This window comes from Actinomycetospora chlora, from assembly GCF_039542135.1.
In the GTDB taxonomy this organism is placed as follows: Bacteria; Actinomycetota; Actinomycetes; order Mycobacteriales; family Pseudonocardiaceae; genus Actinomycetospora; species Actinomycetospora chlora.
In genome coordinates this window covers 88,866-105,151 of sequence record NZ_BAABHO010000017.1, presented here as the reverse complement: position 1 = coordinate 105,151, position 16,286 = coordinate 88,866, and the positions used below count along the sequence as shown (strand labels likewise).

19 protein-coding genes are annotated in these 16,286 nt (G+C 74.5%); 12 read left to right on the top strand and 7 right to left on the bottom strand.

Annotated elements, in window-relative coordinates; genetic code table 11:
- The 5 genes from ABD994_RS12945 to ABD994_RS12925 form a co-directional block, all read right to left on the bottom strand.
- Positions 1 to 247 (bottom strand): hypothetical protein (locus ABD994_RS12945; RefSeq protein ID WP_345414890.1); only part of this gene is annotated, 247 nt, incomplete at its 3' end.
- Between the two features lie 386 nt (positions 248 to 633).
- On the bottom strand, positions 634 to 1,293 hold the full coding sequence (locus ABD994_RS12940) for an SOUL family heme-binding protein (RefSeq protein WP_345414888.1): 660 nt from the start codon (positions 1,291 to 1,293) through the stop codon (positions 634 to 636).
- Between the two features lie 136 nt (positions 1,294 to 1,429).
- Positions 1,430 to 1,645, bottom strand: a complete 216-nt coding sequence (locus ABD994_RS12935; RefSeq protein WP_345414886.1) for a DUF1918 domain-containing protein — start codon at positions 1,643 to 1,645, stop codon at positions 1,430 to 1,432.
- Positions 1,646 to 1,790: 145 nt separating this feature from the next.
- On the bottom strand, positions 1,791 to 3,050 hold the full coding sequence (locus ABD994_RS12930; RefSeq protein ID WP_345414884.1) for an RNA polymerase sigma factor: 1,260 nt from the start codon (positions 3,048 to 3,050) through the stop codon (positions 1,791 to 1,793).
- Positions 3,047 to 3,382, bottom strand: coding sequence for a YciI family protein (locus ABD994_RS12925; RefSeq protein WP_345414882.1), 336 nt, complete (start codon positions 3,380 to 3,382; stop codon positions 3,047 to 3,049). Before ABD994_RS12925 ends, ABD994_RS12930 begins: the two co-directional genes overlap by 4 nt.
- Before the next feature lie 235 nt (positions 3,383 to 3,617).
- On the opposite strand from ABD994_RS12925, the gene ABD994_RS12920 reads away from it, so the two are divergent.
- Complete coding sequence (locus ABD994_RS12920; RefSeq protein WP_345414880.1) at positions 3,618 to 4,529, top strand: alpha/beta hydrolase fold domain-containing protein; 912 nt, start codon at positions 3,618 to 3,620, stop codon at positions 4,527 to 4,529.
- 141 nt (positions 4,530 to 4,670) lie between these two features.
- A complete protein-coding gene (locus ABD994_RS12915; RefSeq protein ID WP_345414878.1) occupies positions 4,671 to 6,824 on the top strand; it encodes a malate synthase G in 2,154 nt (717 codons plus the stop codon).
- Positions 6,825 to 6,896: 72 nt separating this feature from the next.
- Here the strand turns inward: ABD994_RS12915 and ABD994_RS12910 are convergent, their stop codons facing one another.
- A complete protein-coding gene (locus ABD994_RS12910; protein WP_345414876.1) occupies positions 6,897 to 7,499 on the bottom strand; it encodes an amidohydrolase family protein in 603 nt (200 codons plus the stop codon).
- A gap of 26 nt (positions 7,500 to 7,525) precedes the next feature.
- Here ABD994_RS12910 and ABD994_RS12905 point away from each other — a divergent pair, with 26 nt between their 5' ends.
- Positions 7,526 to 8,413 (top strand): hypothetical protein, encoded by an 888-nt coding sequence (locus tag ABD994_RS12905; RefSeq protein WP_345414874.1) that lies wholly within the window; start codon positions 7,526 to 7,528, stop codon positions 8,411 to 8,413.
- Positions 8,414 to 8,563: 150 nt separating this feature from the next.
- Entirely contained in the window at positions 8,564 to 8,899 is a 336-nt protein-coding gene (locus ABD994_RS12900) for a hypothetical protein (protein WP_345414872.1), read from the top strand.
- A 154-nt stretch (positions 8,900 to 9,053) separates the two neighbouring features.
- On the opposite strand, the gene ABD994_RS12895 is transcribed toward ABD994_RS12900, so the two are convergent.
- Positions 9,054 to 9,782 carry a GntR family transcriptional regulator gene (locus ABD994_RS12895; protein ID WP_345414870.1) on the bottom strand — a complete coding sequence of 243 codons (729 nt, stop codon included), beginning with the start codon at positions 9,780 to 9,782 and terminating at the stop codon, positions 9,054 to 9,056.
- Positions 9,783 to 9,947: 165 nt separating this feature from the next.
- Here ABD994_RS12895 and ABD994_RS12890 point away from each other — a divergent pair, with 165 nt between their 5' ends.
- The 8 genes from ABD994_RS12890 (at position 9,948) to ABD994_RS12855 (ending at position 16,210) form a co-directional block, all read left to right on the top strand.
- Positions 9,948 to 10,823 carry a fumarylacetoacetate hydrolase family protein gene (locus tag ABD994_RS12890; RefSeq protein ID WP_345414868.1) on the top strand — a complete coding sequence of 292 codons (876 nt, stop codon included), beginning with the start codon at positions 9,948 to 9,950 and terminating at the stop codon, positions 10,821 to 10,823.
- Positions 10,820 to 11,803 carry an alpha/beta fold hydrolase gene (locus ABD994_RS12885; protein ID WP_345414866.1) on the top strand — a complete coding sequence of 328 codons (984 nt, stop codon included), beginning with the start codon at positions 10,820 to 10,822 and terminating at the stop codon, positions 11,801 to 11,803. The genes ABD994_RS12890 and ABD994_RS12885 overlap by 4 nt, the downstream gene beginning before the upstream one ends.
- Positions 11,800 to 12,405 carry a VOC family protein gene (locus tag ABD994_RS12880; protein WP_345414864.1) on the top strand — a complete coding sequence of 202 codons (606 nt, stop codon included), beginning with the start codon at positions 11,800 to 11,802 and terminating at the stop codon, positions 12,403 to 12,405. Before ABD994_RS12885 ends, ABD994_RS12880 begins: the two co-directional genes overlap by 4 nt.
- Positions 12,406 to 13,977 (top strand): FAD-dependent monooxygenase, encoded by a 1,572-nt coding sequence (locus ABD994_RS12875; RefSeq protein WP_345414862.1) that lies wholly within the window; start codon positions 12,406 to 12,408, stop codon positions 13,975 to 13,977.
- Complete coding sequence (locus ABD994_RS12870) at positions 13,974 to 14,327, top strand: tetratricopeptide repeat protein (protein ID WP_345414860.1); 354 nt, start codon at positions 13,974 to 13,976, stop codon at positions 14,325 to 14,327. The genes ABD994_RS12875 and ABD994_RS12870 overlap by 4 nt, the downstream gene beginning before the upstream one ends.
- A 157-nt stretch (positions 14,328 to 14,484) precedes the next feature.
- Entirely contained in the window at positions 14,485 to 14,892 is a 408-nt protein-coding gene (locus ABD994_RS12865; protein ID WP_345414858.1) for a hypothetical protein, read from the top strand.
- Positions 14,893 to 14,989: 97 nt separating this feature from the next.
- Positions 14,990 to 15,268 (top strand): hypothetical protein, encoded by a 279-nt coding sequence (locus ABD994_RS12860; RefSeq protein ID WP_345414856.1) that lies wholly within the window; start codon positions 14,990 to 14,992, stop codon positions 15,266 to 15,268.
- A gap of 21 nt (positions 15,269 to 15,289) precedes the next feature.
- Entirely contained in the window at positions 15,290 to 16,210 is a 921-nt protein-coding gene (locus ABD994_RS12855; RefSeq protein WP_345414854.1) for a hypothetical protein, read from the top strand.
- Positions 16,211 to 16,286: the final 76 nt, after the last annotated feature.

Genomic DNA, 16,286 nt, shown 5'->3' with positions numbered 1-16,286 from the left:
ACCGCAGGAACTCCTCCGCCTCCGCCGGATCCACCGTCGGGATCGGGGCCGGGAGATCGACCTCGGCACGCGGCCGTGAGCGGCGAGCCGCTCGAGGGGCGACGTCGTCGGCGGCGCGCTGGATCGGGATGACGTCGGCGGCGGGCTGCCCGGCCCGCGGTGCCGGGATGACGCGGGAGGTGGGATCCCGTGTCGGCAACGGCCCGTGCCGCCCGGACTGCTCGGTGTCCGCAGCGTCTGCGCTCATGCCACCTCAACCGTCTCGATGGGTCCCACCCGTCGCTCACGCCACGGTGCGCGAGCGCGTTCATGTTGCGGGGCGACACCGAGCAGGAAGACCCCCGAACGGTGCGACTTCCCCCGGCCGACGACTCCGTTGAGTAGTCGATCGAGAGACTATGCAGTCGTCGGTCACCGATTCGTGACAGCGCGTGGTCACCATGCGTTTCCGGTTCGCGGCGGATGACACTGCCCCCGCTGCGCCGTTCCCCTACTCCCCCGGCGGCACCGTCGTCGGATCCGGGTACCGGATCGTGATGCGGTCGCGACCCCAATCGATGCCCCGGGCAGGTGCGGCGCGGTCGACGAGATCCGGCATTCGAGTGAGCGGACGGTCCACGACGCCGCGGACCGTCAGGTCGAGGACCACCCCTCGTCGCCGTCGTCGGTGTCCTCGACCGGCACGGCGATCTCGTTGCGGCGCCGGAACGGCACGGTCCAGGGCGGGTCGTAGAACCACGCCACCGCGTCGCCGGATGTCGCGACGCCGTGCTCGCGCAGGGTCGCCAGCAGCTCGTCGGTGCGGGCGGCGACCGCGCGCGGGCCCCGGTCGCCGCTGAAGCGCAGCACGGCGACGGTCTCCCCGGGCACCCTCACCAGCGCCACGGCGTCGTCGTCGGGGGCGGGCAGGGTGTCCATCGTCCAGCGTGACGGCATGAAGAACCGAATCCGCCACCCGCCGTCGCCCTCGCGGGACTGGGCGACCGGGGCGGTCATCGCGATCTCGTCGCCGCCGGCGGGCTGCTGGGCCACCGGCGCGGTCATGGCGATCTCGTCGCCCCGATGGTTGGCGCCGAAGATGTAGCCCGCCAGGCGACGGAACCCCAGGTTGCGGGCCTGCTCCTCGTCGGCCGCGACCACCGTCTCCGCGGCGATCCGCGGCCCGTAGCGCCGCAGCTCCACGGCGTCGGTGAGCGGGCGGCGCAGGTGGTGCGGTTCCTCCGTGCCGACCCGGATGCCGCCGATCGACAGCACCGACTCGACCACCTGTCCGGCGAGTTTGCGCAGCTCCACGTGCACCCTCCGATCGACCCCCGGACCGCCGCGACGCCCGCGGTGGCCGGTCCGATCCTCCGGCCCCGCCGTCGTCCGCGCTCGCCCGCACCCGCCCCGAACCCTCAGGACAGGATGGGTGCCTCGGGCGGCTCGCTCACCGTTCGCGTCCGACGGCCGCGTGGACGGGGTGCGCCTCGACGCGCGCGTCCGGGCCGGGGAACACGAGGCTGGTGTGGTCGTCGTCGAGCCACCGCACCCAGAACGGCGGGCTGCCGTCGGCGTGCTCGACGCCCACGATCTCGCCCTGACGGCGCGGCGACTCGTCGGTCAGGCCCTCGACGATCAACCAGTTCCCGGTCTGGGCTCGCATTGCGGACCTCCTCGAGGACGTCGGCCGTGCCCACGGTCGAGCTCGCGGTCGGCGTCGCACCAGGACCGTCGGCACCCGCTTCCCGGGACCTCCGACTCCGCGCGACGGGACCAGCAGCAGGCGAGGGGGTCGCGGGGCGACGGGATCAGGTCACACCGGGACGGCGCCGCCGGCGGCGCAGGTCGTCACGGCGGGCCGCGTTGCTCTCGGCGTCGATGGCCAGGCCGAAGGCGACGTCGGCCTCGCCGGTCCGGCCCAGCCGGGAGAGCAGGACGGCGCGCGCAGCGAGCCAGGGCGCGTAGTGGTCGAGGCCCTCGACGACGTCGACGGCCGCGAGGCCGGCCGCGGGTCCGTCCCGCTCGCCGATCGCGACCGCGCGGTTGAGCCGCTCGACCGGCCCGTCGCGCACGGTCAGCAGGACGTCGTACCAGGACACGACCGCGTCCCAGTCGGTCGCCTCCGTGCTCGGGGCGAGCGCGTGACAGGCCGCGATCGCGGCCTGGACGACGTAGGGGTCGGGCCGGTCGGGGCAGCGGCGCAGCCCGCGCCCGACCAGGGCGACGGCCTCGACGACCTCGTCGTGGTGCCAGCGGTCCCGGTCCTGGTCGGCGAGCAGCACCGGGCGCCCCTCGGCGTCGACCCGGGCGTCGCGACGGGAGTGCTGGAGCAGCAGCAGGGCGAGCAGGCCGATCGCGGTCGGCTCGTCGGGCAGGAGGTCGTGGACGAGCCGGGCCAGCCGCACCGCCTCCGTCGCGAGCTCGGCGCGCAGCGGGACGTCGCCGGACGTGGCCGAGTAGCCCTCGTTGAACAGGAAGTAGACCGTCGCCGCGACGGCGAGGAGACGGTCGGGCAGCTCGTGGGCCGCCGGCACCCGGTACGGGATCGCGGCGCGGGCGATCTTCTGCTTGGTCCGGGTGATCCTCTTGCTCATCGTGGCCTCGCCGACCAGCAGCGCCCGGGCGACCTCCTCCGTGGTCAGGCCGCACAGCGTGCGCAGGGCCAGGGCCACCTGGGCCGCGGGCTCGAGCGCGGGGTGGCAGCAGGTGAAGACGAGCCGGAGCAGGTCGTCGTCGATCGTGTCGGCGTCCCGGTCCTCGGGCGGCAGCAGGAGCTCCACGGCCGACGCCTCCTTCTCGGCCCGCCGGTGCTCGCGGCGGAGCCGGTCGACGGCGCACCGCCGTGCGGTCACGATGAGCCAGGCCCGGGGTTGCTCGGGGACGCCGGTGCGGGGCCACGTCGCGAGGGCCCGCTCGACGGCGTCGGCGACGGCGTCCTCGGCCACCTGCCAGTCGCCGACGGTCCGGATGAGGGTGGCCAGCACACGCCGGCCCTCGTCGCGCAGAACGCGGACGAGGGCGGCGTGGCCGGCGTGGCCGGCGTGCCGGTTGTCGTCGAGCTCGGTCACATCGGGATGACGGGCCGGACCTCGACCGCCCCGTGGCGGGCACCGGGGATCCGGGCCGCGGCGGCCACGGCCTCGTCGAGGTCGCCGCACTCGAGCAGGTAGAAGCCCATCAGCATTTCCTTGGTCTCCGCGTACGGACCGTCCCCGGTGACGACGTCACCGTCCTTCACCCGGACCGTGGTGGCGGTGGACGTCGGGTACAGCGCGGCCCCGCCGCGGATGATCGCCGCCGCGCCGCGTCCGAACTCGCCGTACTCCGCGGTCTCCTCGGCGTGCTCGGGCGCCGACCAGTCCACGTCGTCGGTGTAGATCAGCGCTGCGTACATCGTCATGATCGCTCCTCGGGGTCGGGGCCGGCTCCATCCTGCGGCCACGTCCGATGGACGAACAGCGGGCGCCGGGACGGACAGGCGGTCCGAGATTTTTCCGGCCCGCGTCCTGTATGAACTCTGAGTGATGACGACGAGGTCGGCGTCGCCCTACAGTCGCCCGTGTGACGCAGGACCTTACGCACTCTGCGTACACGACGGGTCGGCCCGTCGTCGCCCCGAGCCCACCGGAGCCTCGATGATCAGTGATGAAGCGCAGCGCTTCGCGGACCTCCTGCGCTCCGCCCCGCGGATGGCCGAACTCCCCCTCGCGCAGCAGCGAGCGGCGGGCGAGCACGCCGAGGACCTCACCGCCGCCCCGGAGGGGGTGACCGAGGAACCGGTGGCCGACGACGCGATCCGCGGCATGTGGGTGACGCCGTCGGGCGCGCCGCCCGACCGCACGGTGCTGTACCTCTTCGGCGGGGGCCACGTCATCACGTCCACCGCCTCGCGGCGCAAGTTCGCCGGGCACCTGGCGCTCGCCCTGGAGGCCCGGGTCCTCCTGCTCGACTACCCGCTGGCCCCCGAGCACCCCTTCCCGCGGGACGTGGAGGCAACGGTCGCCGCCGTGCGGGCGCTGCTCGACGGAGGCGTGGCCGCCGAGCGGCTCGTCCTGGCCGGGGAGTCCTCGGGGGGCGGGCTCGTGCTGGAGACGCTGCTCGCCGCGGACCGTGCGGGACTCGCGCGGCCGGCCGCCGCCTACCTGATGTCGCCCTGGGCCGACCTGCGCTGCACCGCGGCGTCGTACACCGATCGCCGCGACGTCGACCTCGAGTGCAGTCGCGAGAGCCTGCAGCGCATGGCGCGCCAGTACCTCGACGGCCACGACCCCAGCGATCCCGCCGCCTCGCCCGTCCTCGCCGGCCCCGCCGAGCTCGCCACCGCCCTCCCGCCCCTGTTCGTGCAGGTGGGCGGCCACGAGGTCCTGCTCGACGACGCCCTCGCCGTGGTCCGCGCCGCCGCCCTCGCCGACGTGCCCGCCACGCTGCAGGTCTGGCCGGAGATGCAGCACTTCTTCCAGCTCGGCGTCGGGATCTACCCGGAGGCCGCGGCCGCCCTCCGGGCGGCCGGCAGCTGGCTCCGGGACCGGCTCCAGCCCGCCACCTGAGTCTCCGCGCACCGACGGGCACGTTTGCCGTCACCCGGTCGCGGTCAGATCCCCGCGTGAGCAGGGCAGCCGACGGCGACGTCCTCGTCGTCGCGTGCCCGATCGGGTCCAGAGGCGAGGGGCGGTACGTCGGTGTCCGAGATGTCCGAGCGGTCCGGGCTGCAGGTCGACGAGAACCTGCGGGCGTTCGTCGAGGACGAGCTGCTCGCGCAGGTCGAGCTCACGTCCGAGCAGTTCTGGTCGACCCTGGCGCGCCTGCAGGAGCGGTTCGCGCCGCGCATCGCGACGGCCCTGGCCGAGCGCGACGACCTCCAGGGCAAGATCGACGCCTGGCACGGCGAGCACGGCGCGGGCACCCGCGACGACTACGAGAAGCTGCTGACCGACCTGGGCTACCTGGCTCCGGAGCCCTCGAGCGTCCCGACGATCGACGTCGACCACGTCGACCCGGAGATCGCCGAGGTCCCCGGCCCGCAGCTGGTGGTGCCGTCCACCAACGCGCGGTTCTCGCTGAACGCCGCCAACGCCCGCTGGGGCTCGCTGTTCGACGCCTTCTACGGCACCGACGCGCTCCCCCAGGACCACGAGCTCGAGAAGGGGTACGACGAGCGGCGCGGCGCCCAGGTCATCGAGGCGGCCGACCAGCTGCTCGACGAGCTCTTCCCGCTCGAGCGCGGCAGCCACGCCGACGTCACCGCCTACCGCCCGTCGACCGACGGCCTCGCCGCCGACACGGCCGACGGCACCGTCGGGCTGGCCGACCCCTCGGCGTTCGCCGGCTTCAACGCCCCGGACGACGACGGCCGGGGGAACGTGCTGCTCGTCCGCCACGGCCTGCACGTCGACCTGGTGATCGACCCGTCCACTCAGGTCGGACGCCAGCACCACGCGGAGGTCAGCGACGTCGTGCTCGAGTCGGCGGTGACCACGATCGTCGACCTCGAGGACTCGGTCGCGACGGTCGACGGCGAGGACAAGGCCCTGGCCTACCGGACGTGGCTCGGCCTGATGACCGGAGACCTGGTCGCGGAGTTCCAGAAGGGCGGGAAGACCGTCACCCGCCGGGTCCACCCGGACCGCGAGTACACCGCCGCCGACGGGTCGTCGCTGACGCTGCCCGGGCGCTCGCTGATGCTGGTCCGCACGTGCGGCCACCACATGACGACGAACGCGGTGCTGACCGCGGACGGCGAGGAGGTCAACGAGGGCGTGCTCGACGTGCTCGTGTGCGCCGTCGCCGGCCTCTACGACCTGCGCGGGCTCGGACCGCACACGAACTCCCGCGCCGGGAGCCTGTACGTCGTCAAGCCCAAGCAGCACGGGCCGGACGAGGTGGCCCTGACGGTCGAGCTGTTCGCGGCGGTCGAGGAGGCCCTCGGCCTCGACACCAACACCCTCAAGATCGGCATCATGGACGAGGAGAAGCGGACGACGGTCAACCTGTCGGCCTGCATCGGCGCGGCCGCGCACCGCGTCATCTTCGTCAACACCGGCTTCCTCGACCGGACCGGCGACGAGATCCACACCTGCTTCGCCGCCGGCCCCGTGCTGCGCAAGGGCGACATGAAGTCGACGGTCTGGCTGCAGACCTACGAGGACCGCAACGTCGACGTCGCCCTGGCCGCGGGCTTCGAGCACCACGCGCAGGTCGGCAAGGGCATGTGGGCCAAGCCCGCCGCGATGGCCGAGATGCTCGAGCAGAAGATCGGCCACCCGAAGGCGGGCGCGAACACCGCCTGGGTCCCCTCGCCGACCGCCGCGACCCTGCACGCGCTGCACTACCTGCGCGTCGACGTGCACGCCGTCCAGGAGGAGCTCGCCCAGCGGGAGACGGCCGACCGCCGCCACCTGCTGGAGCTCCCGCTCTCCGACCCGACCACGCTGTCCGACGACGACGTGCGCCGGGAGCTGGAGACCAACGCCCAGTCGATCCTCGGCTACGTCGTGCGGTGGGTCGGGATGGGGATCGGCTGCTCGACGGTGCCCGACCTCGACGGCGTCGGGCTGATGGAGGACCGCGCCACGCTGCGGATCTCCAGCCAGCTCATCGCGAACTGGCTCGAGCACGGTGTCGTCGACGCCGACACCGTCCGGGAGACGTTCGCGCGCATGGCCGCGCTGGTCGACGAGCAGAACGAGGGCGTGGAGGGCTACCCGCCCATGGCGCCGGACCTGGAGAACAGCGAGTCGTTCCAGGCGGCCCTCGAGCTGGTCTTCAGCGGCGGCACCGAGCCCAACGGCTACACCGAGCGCCCCCTCACGCAGTGGCGCCGGAAGGCCAAGGCCCACGCCTGAGACGTCGGGTGGGGGCGCCGCCGGCGCGGCGCCCCTCCCGGTCAGGCCCCCTCCGGTTCAGGCCCCTCCGGATCAGGCGCTGCGCCGCACGGCGCGCGCCCGCCGGGCCACGTCGCTGACCACCCGTTCCTCGTCGAGGGTCGGCACCTCCCCGTGCCGGACGACGATCCGGCCGCCCACCAGCCCCGTGTCGACGTCGGCGGCGCGGGCGCTGTAGACCAGCGCGGCGAGGGGGTCGTGCATCGGGATCATGTGGGGACCGGTGGCGTCGACCAGGACGACGTCGGCGAGGAACCCCGGCACCAACCGGCCGAGCCGGTCGCCGAGGCCGACGGCGGCGGCCCCGCCGGAGGTGGCCATCCGGAAGACCTCCTCGGCGACGACCACGTCGGCCTGCCGCGCCACCACCTTCTGCAGCAACGCCGCGTACTTCATGTTCTCGATCATGTCCTGGCCGTTGGTGCAGGCCGGGCCGTCGCACCCCAGGCCGATGGTCGCCCCGGCGGCGCGTAGGCGGGGGATCAGGGCGACGCCGGACCCCAGCAGCATGTTGCTCGTCGGGTCGTGCACGACCGGCGAGCCCGTCGCGGCGATGAGCTCGATGTCGCGGTCCGACAGGTGCACGCAGTGGTTGAGCATCACGGCCGGTCCGAGGGCCCCGACCGGTAACGGCACCCGGCCGCGGACCGACTGCGATCACCGTGGTCCCGCTGCGCACGCTTCCCCGGCTCGACGCCGACGACGCCGTCACCGAGCGGCTGGCGGTGCCAGGGCGCGGCGACCCCGCAGCGCCCGGGAACCGGCGGCACTCGCGGCTCGTGCTCGGAGCGCTCGTCGCGGTCCTCCTGCTCGGCGCGGCCGCCGCCGTCGTGGGGACCTCGCTCGCCTCCGCTCCCCCGGCGCCGACCGCGGGCCCGGCGCCGAGCTCGCCGCTGCCCACGGTCCCGCCCTCGCCGTCGTCGGCGTCGTCCGCGATGCCGGCCGCCGATCCCGGGCCGACGCTGGTCGACACCGAGGGGGTGCGGGTCACCGGACCGGTCGCCGCCCGCATCCGCGCGCTGTACCGGGCTCTGCGGCCCTACGACCCCGCGGCGATCCGCCGCCTCACCGACCAGGGCCACGGACCGGACGCGCAGATCGCCTCCGCGCTCGCCGACGGCTCCACGCGCGACGCCGTCCGGGAGGTGATGCGGACCCCGATCCGGCACGAGGACGAGCAGCTCGCCTACCTGTCGGAGGCGGACCTGCGCCTGTTCATCAGCCCGACCACCGGCGCCGTCGTGGCCCTCGTCCTGCCCGGGAGCACGGGCGGCGGGGGCACGGGAGCGTCGTCCTCCTGCGGGCAGGTCCCCAACGCCATCACCGGCGGTACGACCGGGGTCTCCGTGGTCGACGGGTCCACCCCGTGCACCACCGCCCGCACGATCGTCACCGCCTACTACGCCGCGCCGCTCTCCGGGGACGTCTCCGCGACGCTGCGCCGCGATGTCCGCGGCTGGACCTGCACCTCCACCACCGGCGCGGAGTACCAGGACACCGGGCGCGCCGGCGACTGCGTCAGCGGGACCCGCCACGTCGTCATGGGCTGACGCGATCCGTCTCGCGCGCGGCCTCGCGGACGAGGTCGGCCACGACGTCGGGCCGGGACACCGTGACGGCATGGGACGCCGCCACCTCCACGGTGTGGGCGCCCGCCCATGAACCTCATGGAGGCGGCCGGGATGGCGAGGTCGTCGAGCGTGACCAAGTTCCACGACGGGACGGTCTTCCAGGCGGCCCTCGTGGCCGGCTCCTCCAGGGCCGCCGAGGTGATCGGCCGCTGGGTGGCCGCCATCAGGTCGGCGACGTCCTCGGCGACGTCGGCGGCGAACACCTTCCGGAACTCCTCCTGGCGGATGGTGAGGTCACTGCCGGTGCCACCGTCGGGCAGCGGGACGGGCACGCTGTCCAGCGCCGCACCGAGCTGCGCGCCGGGGAACCTCGCGGCCAGCTCCCCGGTGCTCTCCCCCGGCTCGAGGATGGAGCTGGCGACGTCGACGGGCGCCGTGCGACGCCGGGTCGCGACACGATGGTGAGCCCGCTGGACGTCCGCGCCGCCCACAACGCCCGGTCGGTCACGGCCGCGATGCACGAGCTGGCGGTGCGGGAGGCGGTGCGGGAGGGATGCCGGACCTCTGGGCCGTCGAGCGCACCGCGACGACGAGAGCGCGGGACGGTCCGGGTAGCGGGTCAGGCGCCGGCGCCGTGGTCGGCGGCGGGCCGCGCCGCCGTGTCCAGGCCGCTCATCGCGGCGAGCATGGTCGCCAGGTTGTCCTCCAGGTGCCCGCGCACGGCGGCCCGCACCCGCTCCGGATCGCGCGAGCGCGCGGCGTCGACGAGCTCGTCGTGGGCGTGGGCGCGGTGCTCGGCGAACGACTCGGGCGCCTCGACGGGGTCGAACACCAGCCGCGTGTAGCGCTCGGACGCGTCCCAGAGCGGGGCGAGCATCCGCCGGTCCCAGACGCTCGCGGCCGGCTCGATCAGCGCGGCGTGGAAGTCGCGGTGGGGCTGCCAGAACGCCTCGCCGAGCACGTGGTCGAACGCGGCGCGGACCATGGCGTCGAGCTCGGCGATCTCGGCGTCGGTGCGCCCCGGCGCCGACAGGGCCGCGAGCTCGGGCTCCACGGTGATCCGCAGCCGGTAGATCGCCCGCAGGTCGTCCGGGTCGAGCGGGGTCACCAGCGCGCTGCGGGACGGGCTGAGCACGATGAGGCCCTGGGCCTCGAGCTGGCGCAGCGCCTCGCGCACCGGGACGTGGCTGACCCCGAGCTGCTCGGTCAGGGCCGGCACGGTGAACGGCTGCCCCGGGGGCAGCTCCCCGCTGAGGATCGAGCGACGGATCTCGTGCAGCACGAGGTCGACCGCCGATGCCTTGCGCGAGGCCACCGACCGCACGCCCCGCCCCACCTCAGCGGCCACGGTCCACCCCCTCGTCCGGACGACGCCCGTCGGCGGCGAAGCCTAGCGCGCATTGACATCTTATAAGTTAGCGCCCTAGCTTCTGGATGGTCCAGGTCACGTCGACGCGGCCGGTACAGCTGCCTGACCGACGGCGTCACGGCACTGGCCCAGAGAGGATTCTCCGTGCGCATCGCCAACCACGCGGGACGGCTCGCCCTGGTCGAGCCCGACCCCGAGTCCGCCGGCGGCCTGCGCGGGCTGGACGTGGAGCGCGCCAGCGATGGCCGCTTCGCCGCCGACCCGCAGGCCGTCTACGACCGCTGGGACGAGTTCCGCGACTGGGCCGCGTCGGCGGACCTCGCCGCCGCCGTCCCCCTGGGCGCCCTCGGCCCCGTCGCCCTCCGGCCGCCGCAGGTCTTCGCGGTGGGCCTGAACTACCGCGACCACGCCGCCGAATCGGGCATGGAGCTGCCGACGACGCCGCTGGTGTTCACCAAGTACGCGTCGAGCTTCACGGGCCCCCAGGGGGACATCCGCCTGTCCCCGGGGAACGTCGACTGGGAGGTCGAGCTCGTCGCCGTCATCGGCACGGGCGGTCACCGCATCCCGGCGGCGCAGGGGTGGGACCACGTCGCCGGCCTCACCGTCGGTCAGGATCTCTCCGACCGCACCACCCAGTTCGCCGCACCGCCGCCGCAGTTCGGCATGGGCAAGTCCTACCCCGGGTTCTCGCCGATGGGCCCGGCGCTGGTCAGTCCCGACGAGCTGCGGGCGGCCGGCCTCGACCCCGACGACCTCGAGCTCGGGTGCCTCGTCAACGGCGAGAGCGTCCAGAAGGGACGCACCGGGGCGATGATCTTCTCGGTCCCGGACCTGGTCGCCGAGCTCTCGGCGATCGTGACGCTGCTGCCCGGCGACGTGGTGTTCACCGGCACGCCGGCCGGCATCGGCGCGGGCCGGACCCCGCCGCGCTTCCTGGCCCCCGGCGACGAGCTCGTCACCTGGTGCGCGGGGATCGGCCAGATGACCCACCGCTTCGTGACGGGAGAGGCCTCGTGACCGCCTACCTGGAGGCCGCCGACCGCGACGGCACCTTCGTGTCGCACGCCTTCCCCGAGCAGCTCGTCGACCTCGGCGAGATCCGCATGAACTACGCGACCGCCGGCGACCCCGCCGCGCCCGCGCTGCTGCTGATCCCGGGGCAGTCGGAGTCCTGGTGGGGCTACGAGCCCGCGATGCCGCTGCTCGCCGAGCACTTCCACGTGCACGCCGTCGACCTGCGCGGGCAGGGGCGCTCCACGTGGACCCCGGGCCGGTACACGATCGACGTCTTCGGCGCCGACCTCGAGCGGTTCATCGACCTCGTCATCGGGCGGCCCACGCTCGTGAGCGGCATGTCCTCGGGCGGGGTGCTGTCGGCCTGGCTGTCGGCGTTCGCCAAGCCGGGGGTGATCCGGGGCGCGGTGTGGGAGGACCCGCCGGTGTTCGCCAGCCAGACGACCCCGGCCGTCGGGCCCGGCATCCGGCAGGCCATCGGGCCGGTGTTCACCGCGTGGAACACCTGGCTCGGCGACCAGTGGAAGGTCGGCGACCTCGACGGGCTGATGCGCGCGATGCCCACCGCGCTGCCGCCGGAGATCCTGCGCGCGATGGGGTCCATGATCCCGCCGCCCGACCCCGACGCCTTCCCGCCGCCCGGTCAGAACCTGCGCGAGTACGACCCGGAGTGGGGCCGCGCGTTCGTCAGCGGCGCCGCGACGGCGTCCTGCGACCACGAGACGATGCTGCGCCGCGTGCGGGTCCCGGTGCTGTTCACCCACCACTTCCGCACCGTCGACGAGCGGACCGGACGCCTGATCGGGGCCTCGACCGACGCGCAGGCCCGCCGCGCCTGCGAGCTGGTCGCGGAGGCCGGGCAGCGGATCGACTACCGCTCGTTCCCGGACACGCCGCACTCGATGCACGAGCACGCCCCGAAGCAGTACGTCGAGACCGTCCTGGACTGGGTCGCGACGCTCGACCGAGAGGACCCCCGATGAACCAGCACAAGCAGTCCCCGATCATCCCGCCGAAGCTGCACCACGCGACGTTCCTGACGCTGGAGCTGGACGAGATGGTCCGCTGGTACGGGCTCGTGTGCGGGCTCTACCCGGTGCACTACGCCGAGTCCGCGGCGTGGCTGACCAACGACGAGGCCAACCACCGGATCGCGCTGATCAAGCACCCCGCGGTGCACGCGCCGGTGGACAAGCCGACGAGCGCGGGCCTGCACCACACGGCGTTCGAGTACGGCTCGTTCGACCAGTGGCTCGACAACTACGAGCGCCTGCGCGACCACGGCGTCACGCCGTTCATGTGCCTCGACCACGGCATCACGATGTCGCTCTACTACGCGGACCCCGAGGGCAACGGCGTCGAGATCCAGTTCGACTGCTTCGGCGACTGGGCGGTGTCCAAGGAGTGGATCTGGGCGTCCCGCGAGTTCGCCGAGAACCCGATCGGCGAGTGGTTCGACCCCGACAAGCTCCTCGAGGCACGCGCCCAGGGCCTGTCGCAGGACGAGATCCACGAGGGCGCCCGGGCCGGCAAGTACCGGCCCGACGACCCGCCCGCCGACATCCTGCTGCCCGAGGTCTACTGAGTGGCCAGGACGCAGGTGCTCGTCGCGGGCGGCGGACCGGTCGGGCTCGCGGCGGCCGTCGAGCTGGGCCGCCGCGGGATCGACTGCGTGGTCGTCGAGCCACGCACCGACGTCTCGCACGCCCGGCCCCGGTGCAAGACGGTCAACGTGCGGACGATGGAGCACCTGCGCCGGTGGGGCCTCGCCGATCGCCTGCGGGCCCGGGCGCCGCTGTCGGTGGCGTACTCCACCGAGGTGGTGTTCTGCACCTCGCTGACGGGCCACGAGCTCTCGCGCTTCACGGGCGTCCTCGGGCTGGCACCGCAGGGCGACCGCTTCCCGGAGGTCGGCCAGCAGGCCCCGCAGTACGTCCTCGAGCACCTGCTCCGCGAGGCCGTCGACGCGCTCGACACCGTCGAGCTCCGCCTCGGCGACCGCGTCGTCGACCTCGTCCAGGACGACGACGCGGTCACCGTGCACCTCGCCGGCACCGAGCCGGTCACGGCCGACTACGTCCTCGGCTGCGACGGCCCGCGCAGCACGGTGCGCGACCGCGTCGGCGCCACCTACGTCGGGGAACACGCCCTGCGACCCAACTACGGCATGGTGTTCCGCGCCCCCGGGCTGTCCGCGCGCGTCCGGCACGGCCCGGCCGTCCAGTACTGGACCGTCAACCCCGCCGCGCCGGCCCTGCTCGGCCCGCTCGACCGCGACGACACCTGGTGGATCATCGCCTTCGGCGTCGACCGCGAGACCGGCGACCGCGACGGCCACGCGGTGATCGACGCGGCGGTCGGGGCACCGGTCGACGCGGAGGTGCTCTCCACCGACCCCTGGACCGCGCGGATGCAGCTGGTCGACACCCTGCGCGTCGGCCGGGTGTTCCTCGCCGGGGACGCCGCCCACCTCAACCCGCCCTTCGGCGGCCACGGCCTCAACACCGGGATCGGCGACGCGGTCGACCTCGGGTGGAAGCTCGCCGCGGTGCTCCGGGGCTGGGGCGGTCCGGGCCTGCTCGACAGCTACGACGCCGAGCGGCGCCCGGTGCAGGACCGCGTCGTCCGCGCGGCGCACGAGAACATGCGGACGCTCTCGACCGACCTCGTCGTCGACGACCTCGACGCCGACACCCCGCACGGTGACGAGGCCCGCCGCGCCGCCCACGAGCGCATCCAGGCGACCAAGCACGCCGAGTTCCACGCCCTGGACCTCGTGCTCGACGTCGACCACGACGGCTCACCGGTCGTCGCCCCCGGCGCGGGACACCGGCTGCCGCACGCGTGGCTCCCCGACGGCCGCTCGCTCTACGACGTCCTCGGTCCCGGGCTCACCCTGCTCGCCCGCCCCGGCGACGACCCCGCCGCCCTGGGCGCGGCCTGCGCCCGCCGGGGCGTCCCCCTGACCGTCGTGACGCTCGACGGCCGGGACGGGCCGGCGCTGCTCGTCCGGCCCGACCAGCACGTCGCCTGGTGCGGCCCGGTCCTCCCGCCCGACCCGGCCGGCGTGGTCGACCACGTCACCGGGAACAACGACGCCCCGCCCCCGGTTGCCGGCTGCGCAAACGCCACGACGACCGGAGGGAGTCCGGGGTGAGCACCCTGAACTGGCTGGTGGACGGGCCCTCGACGCCGTCCGAGCGCTGGGAGCGGGCGGGCTACCTCGTCGAGCTCGGCGACCACATCGCGGCCGCGCGGGAGCTCGAGCCGCTGTACGCCGACGACCCCGGCAACGCCGCGGTCGCGCTGCTGCTGGCCCGCGCGTACTACCACTCGGCGCAGCTCGGGCGGGCCGAGGCCACCCTGCGCGCCCTGGTCGCCGACGTCCCGTCCGACGGCTACGCGCACCTGCTGCTCGGCCGGACGCTGCAGCGCCGGTCGCGGCACGACGAGGCCGCGCCGCACCTCCGGCTGGCCGCCGCGCTGGGCGAGGCCACCGCCGACTGATCGTGCCCGGTTGGGCGGAGAGGCGTCCGGGTAGTCAGGCCGGACGCCGTCGGGGACAACGAGCGGGCACGCCGTGCGCGCTCGCACCGGACCCGGGAGGCCGTGTGGTCGAGGTGGTCGAGGTGGTCGAGCACCCCGCCGTCGACGGGACGGCGCCGTGACCCCCTCCGCGGGGGAGGCGTCGTTCCGCCTGCGGACCGTCTACGGGGCGCCCCGCCCGGTGCTGGTGCTGACCGCCACCGGCGTCGTCGACCGCACCAACGACGTCGACCTGTTCGACCAGCTCGACCGCGCCGCCACGATCGCCGCGTCCTCCCTCCACACGGACGACCACGGCTGGCACACCGTCGCCGGGGCGATCGTGCTGGACCTGCGCGGCGTCATCCTCTTCTCCAGCCGGACGATCCGGGTGCTCTCGCGACGGCGCGACGTCCGCGGCCGGCCGCTGCGGGTGGTCGCCGCCGACCACAGCGCCGTCGCCCTCCAGATCGAGGTGCTCCACCTCGACGGCTGCTTCGCCCGGTACACCGACATCGCCGACGCCGTGCTCGCCGACGCCGCCTGACCCGTCGGGCTGCCCGTGCAGGCCCGCGGGTCGGTCGGCCCCCGGTCACGGGACGAGCGGTCCTCGCCCCGGCGCCCGGAAGAGCGAGGCTGCTCCCGTGGCCAGCACACGGTGGGAGGACCTCGGTCCCGGACGCCGGCGAGCCGTCCTGTTCGCCGCCGGTCTCGAGACCGGCCTGAAGGTCGCGGCCCTGATCGACCTCGCGCCCCGGCCCCGGGAGGAGATCCGCGGGCCGAAGGCGGCGTGGGCCGCGGCGATCGTGCTGACCGGTTCGGCCGGGCTCGTACCGCTCGCCTACTTCCTCCGCGGACGGGTCGACCCACCCCCACCGCCGTCCCGCCCACTGCCCCTCCCACCAGAGGCCGAGGGCCGCTGACCGACGAGCGAGGAGACCACCGTGACCACCGTGCCGATCGCCGTGCCGACGCCCGTGGGGGCGGGGGACGAGGTGGCGGCGCTGCGGCGCTTCCACCGCGACACCACCTGGACGGGCACGATCGCCGCCGGAGGTATGGGTCCGGGCAGCCCGGCCATGACGGCCGCCGGCGCGGGCAGCCACCACCTGATCCAGGACGGCCGTTGGGTGGTCGGCGACTACCACCAGGAGCAGTACCTGGACGACGGCACCCATGTGCTGACCTGGCAGCTCCACTGGGTGGCGGGCTGGGACCCGCAACGGCGCGTGTACCGCGCCGTGCTGGCCGACTGCTACGGGCACGCCGAGGTGATGACCGGCCACATCGACGGCGACCGCCTCGTCTTCGAATCGACGGGCGACCCGGCCGTCCGCCTCCGGCTCACCTGGGACCTGCAGGGCCCGGACGCGCTGGTCTGGCGCAACGAGTCGAGCGTCAACGGCGGCCCGTGGTCGCTCGTCGAGGAGTACCGCTGCACGACCGTGCCCGACGGGCACTCCCGACCCAACGAGGCCGTCCGCCGGTTCAACAAGCACGTCCTCAACCCCCTGATGCTGCGCCTGGCCGGGCGACGGCACTGGTACGCGGCACGGGTCGAGCACATCGGGCGCCGGTCGGGACGGCACTACGCCACGCCCGCCGTCGCGCGTCCGGTCCCCGACGGGTTCGTCCTGCCCCTGCCGTACGGCCGCGACACCGACTGGTGCCTCAACCTCCTCGCCGCGGGGCGCGGGGCCGTCACCGTCGACGGCGCCCGCCGGGACGTGGTCGCTCCGCGCGTCGTGCCGGCCGACGAGGTCATCGGGAGCCTCACGCCGTCCTGGCGCCGGTGGCTCGGCGGCATCCCCGAGTTCGTGCTCGTGCGCACCGCACCACCCGACCGCGAGGAGACGCACGCCTGACGCGCCCGGCCCGGGTGCCGCACCCGCATCCGGGGCCGGACGGCTGCTGGACGTCGGTGGCAGCGGACAGGATGCT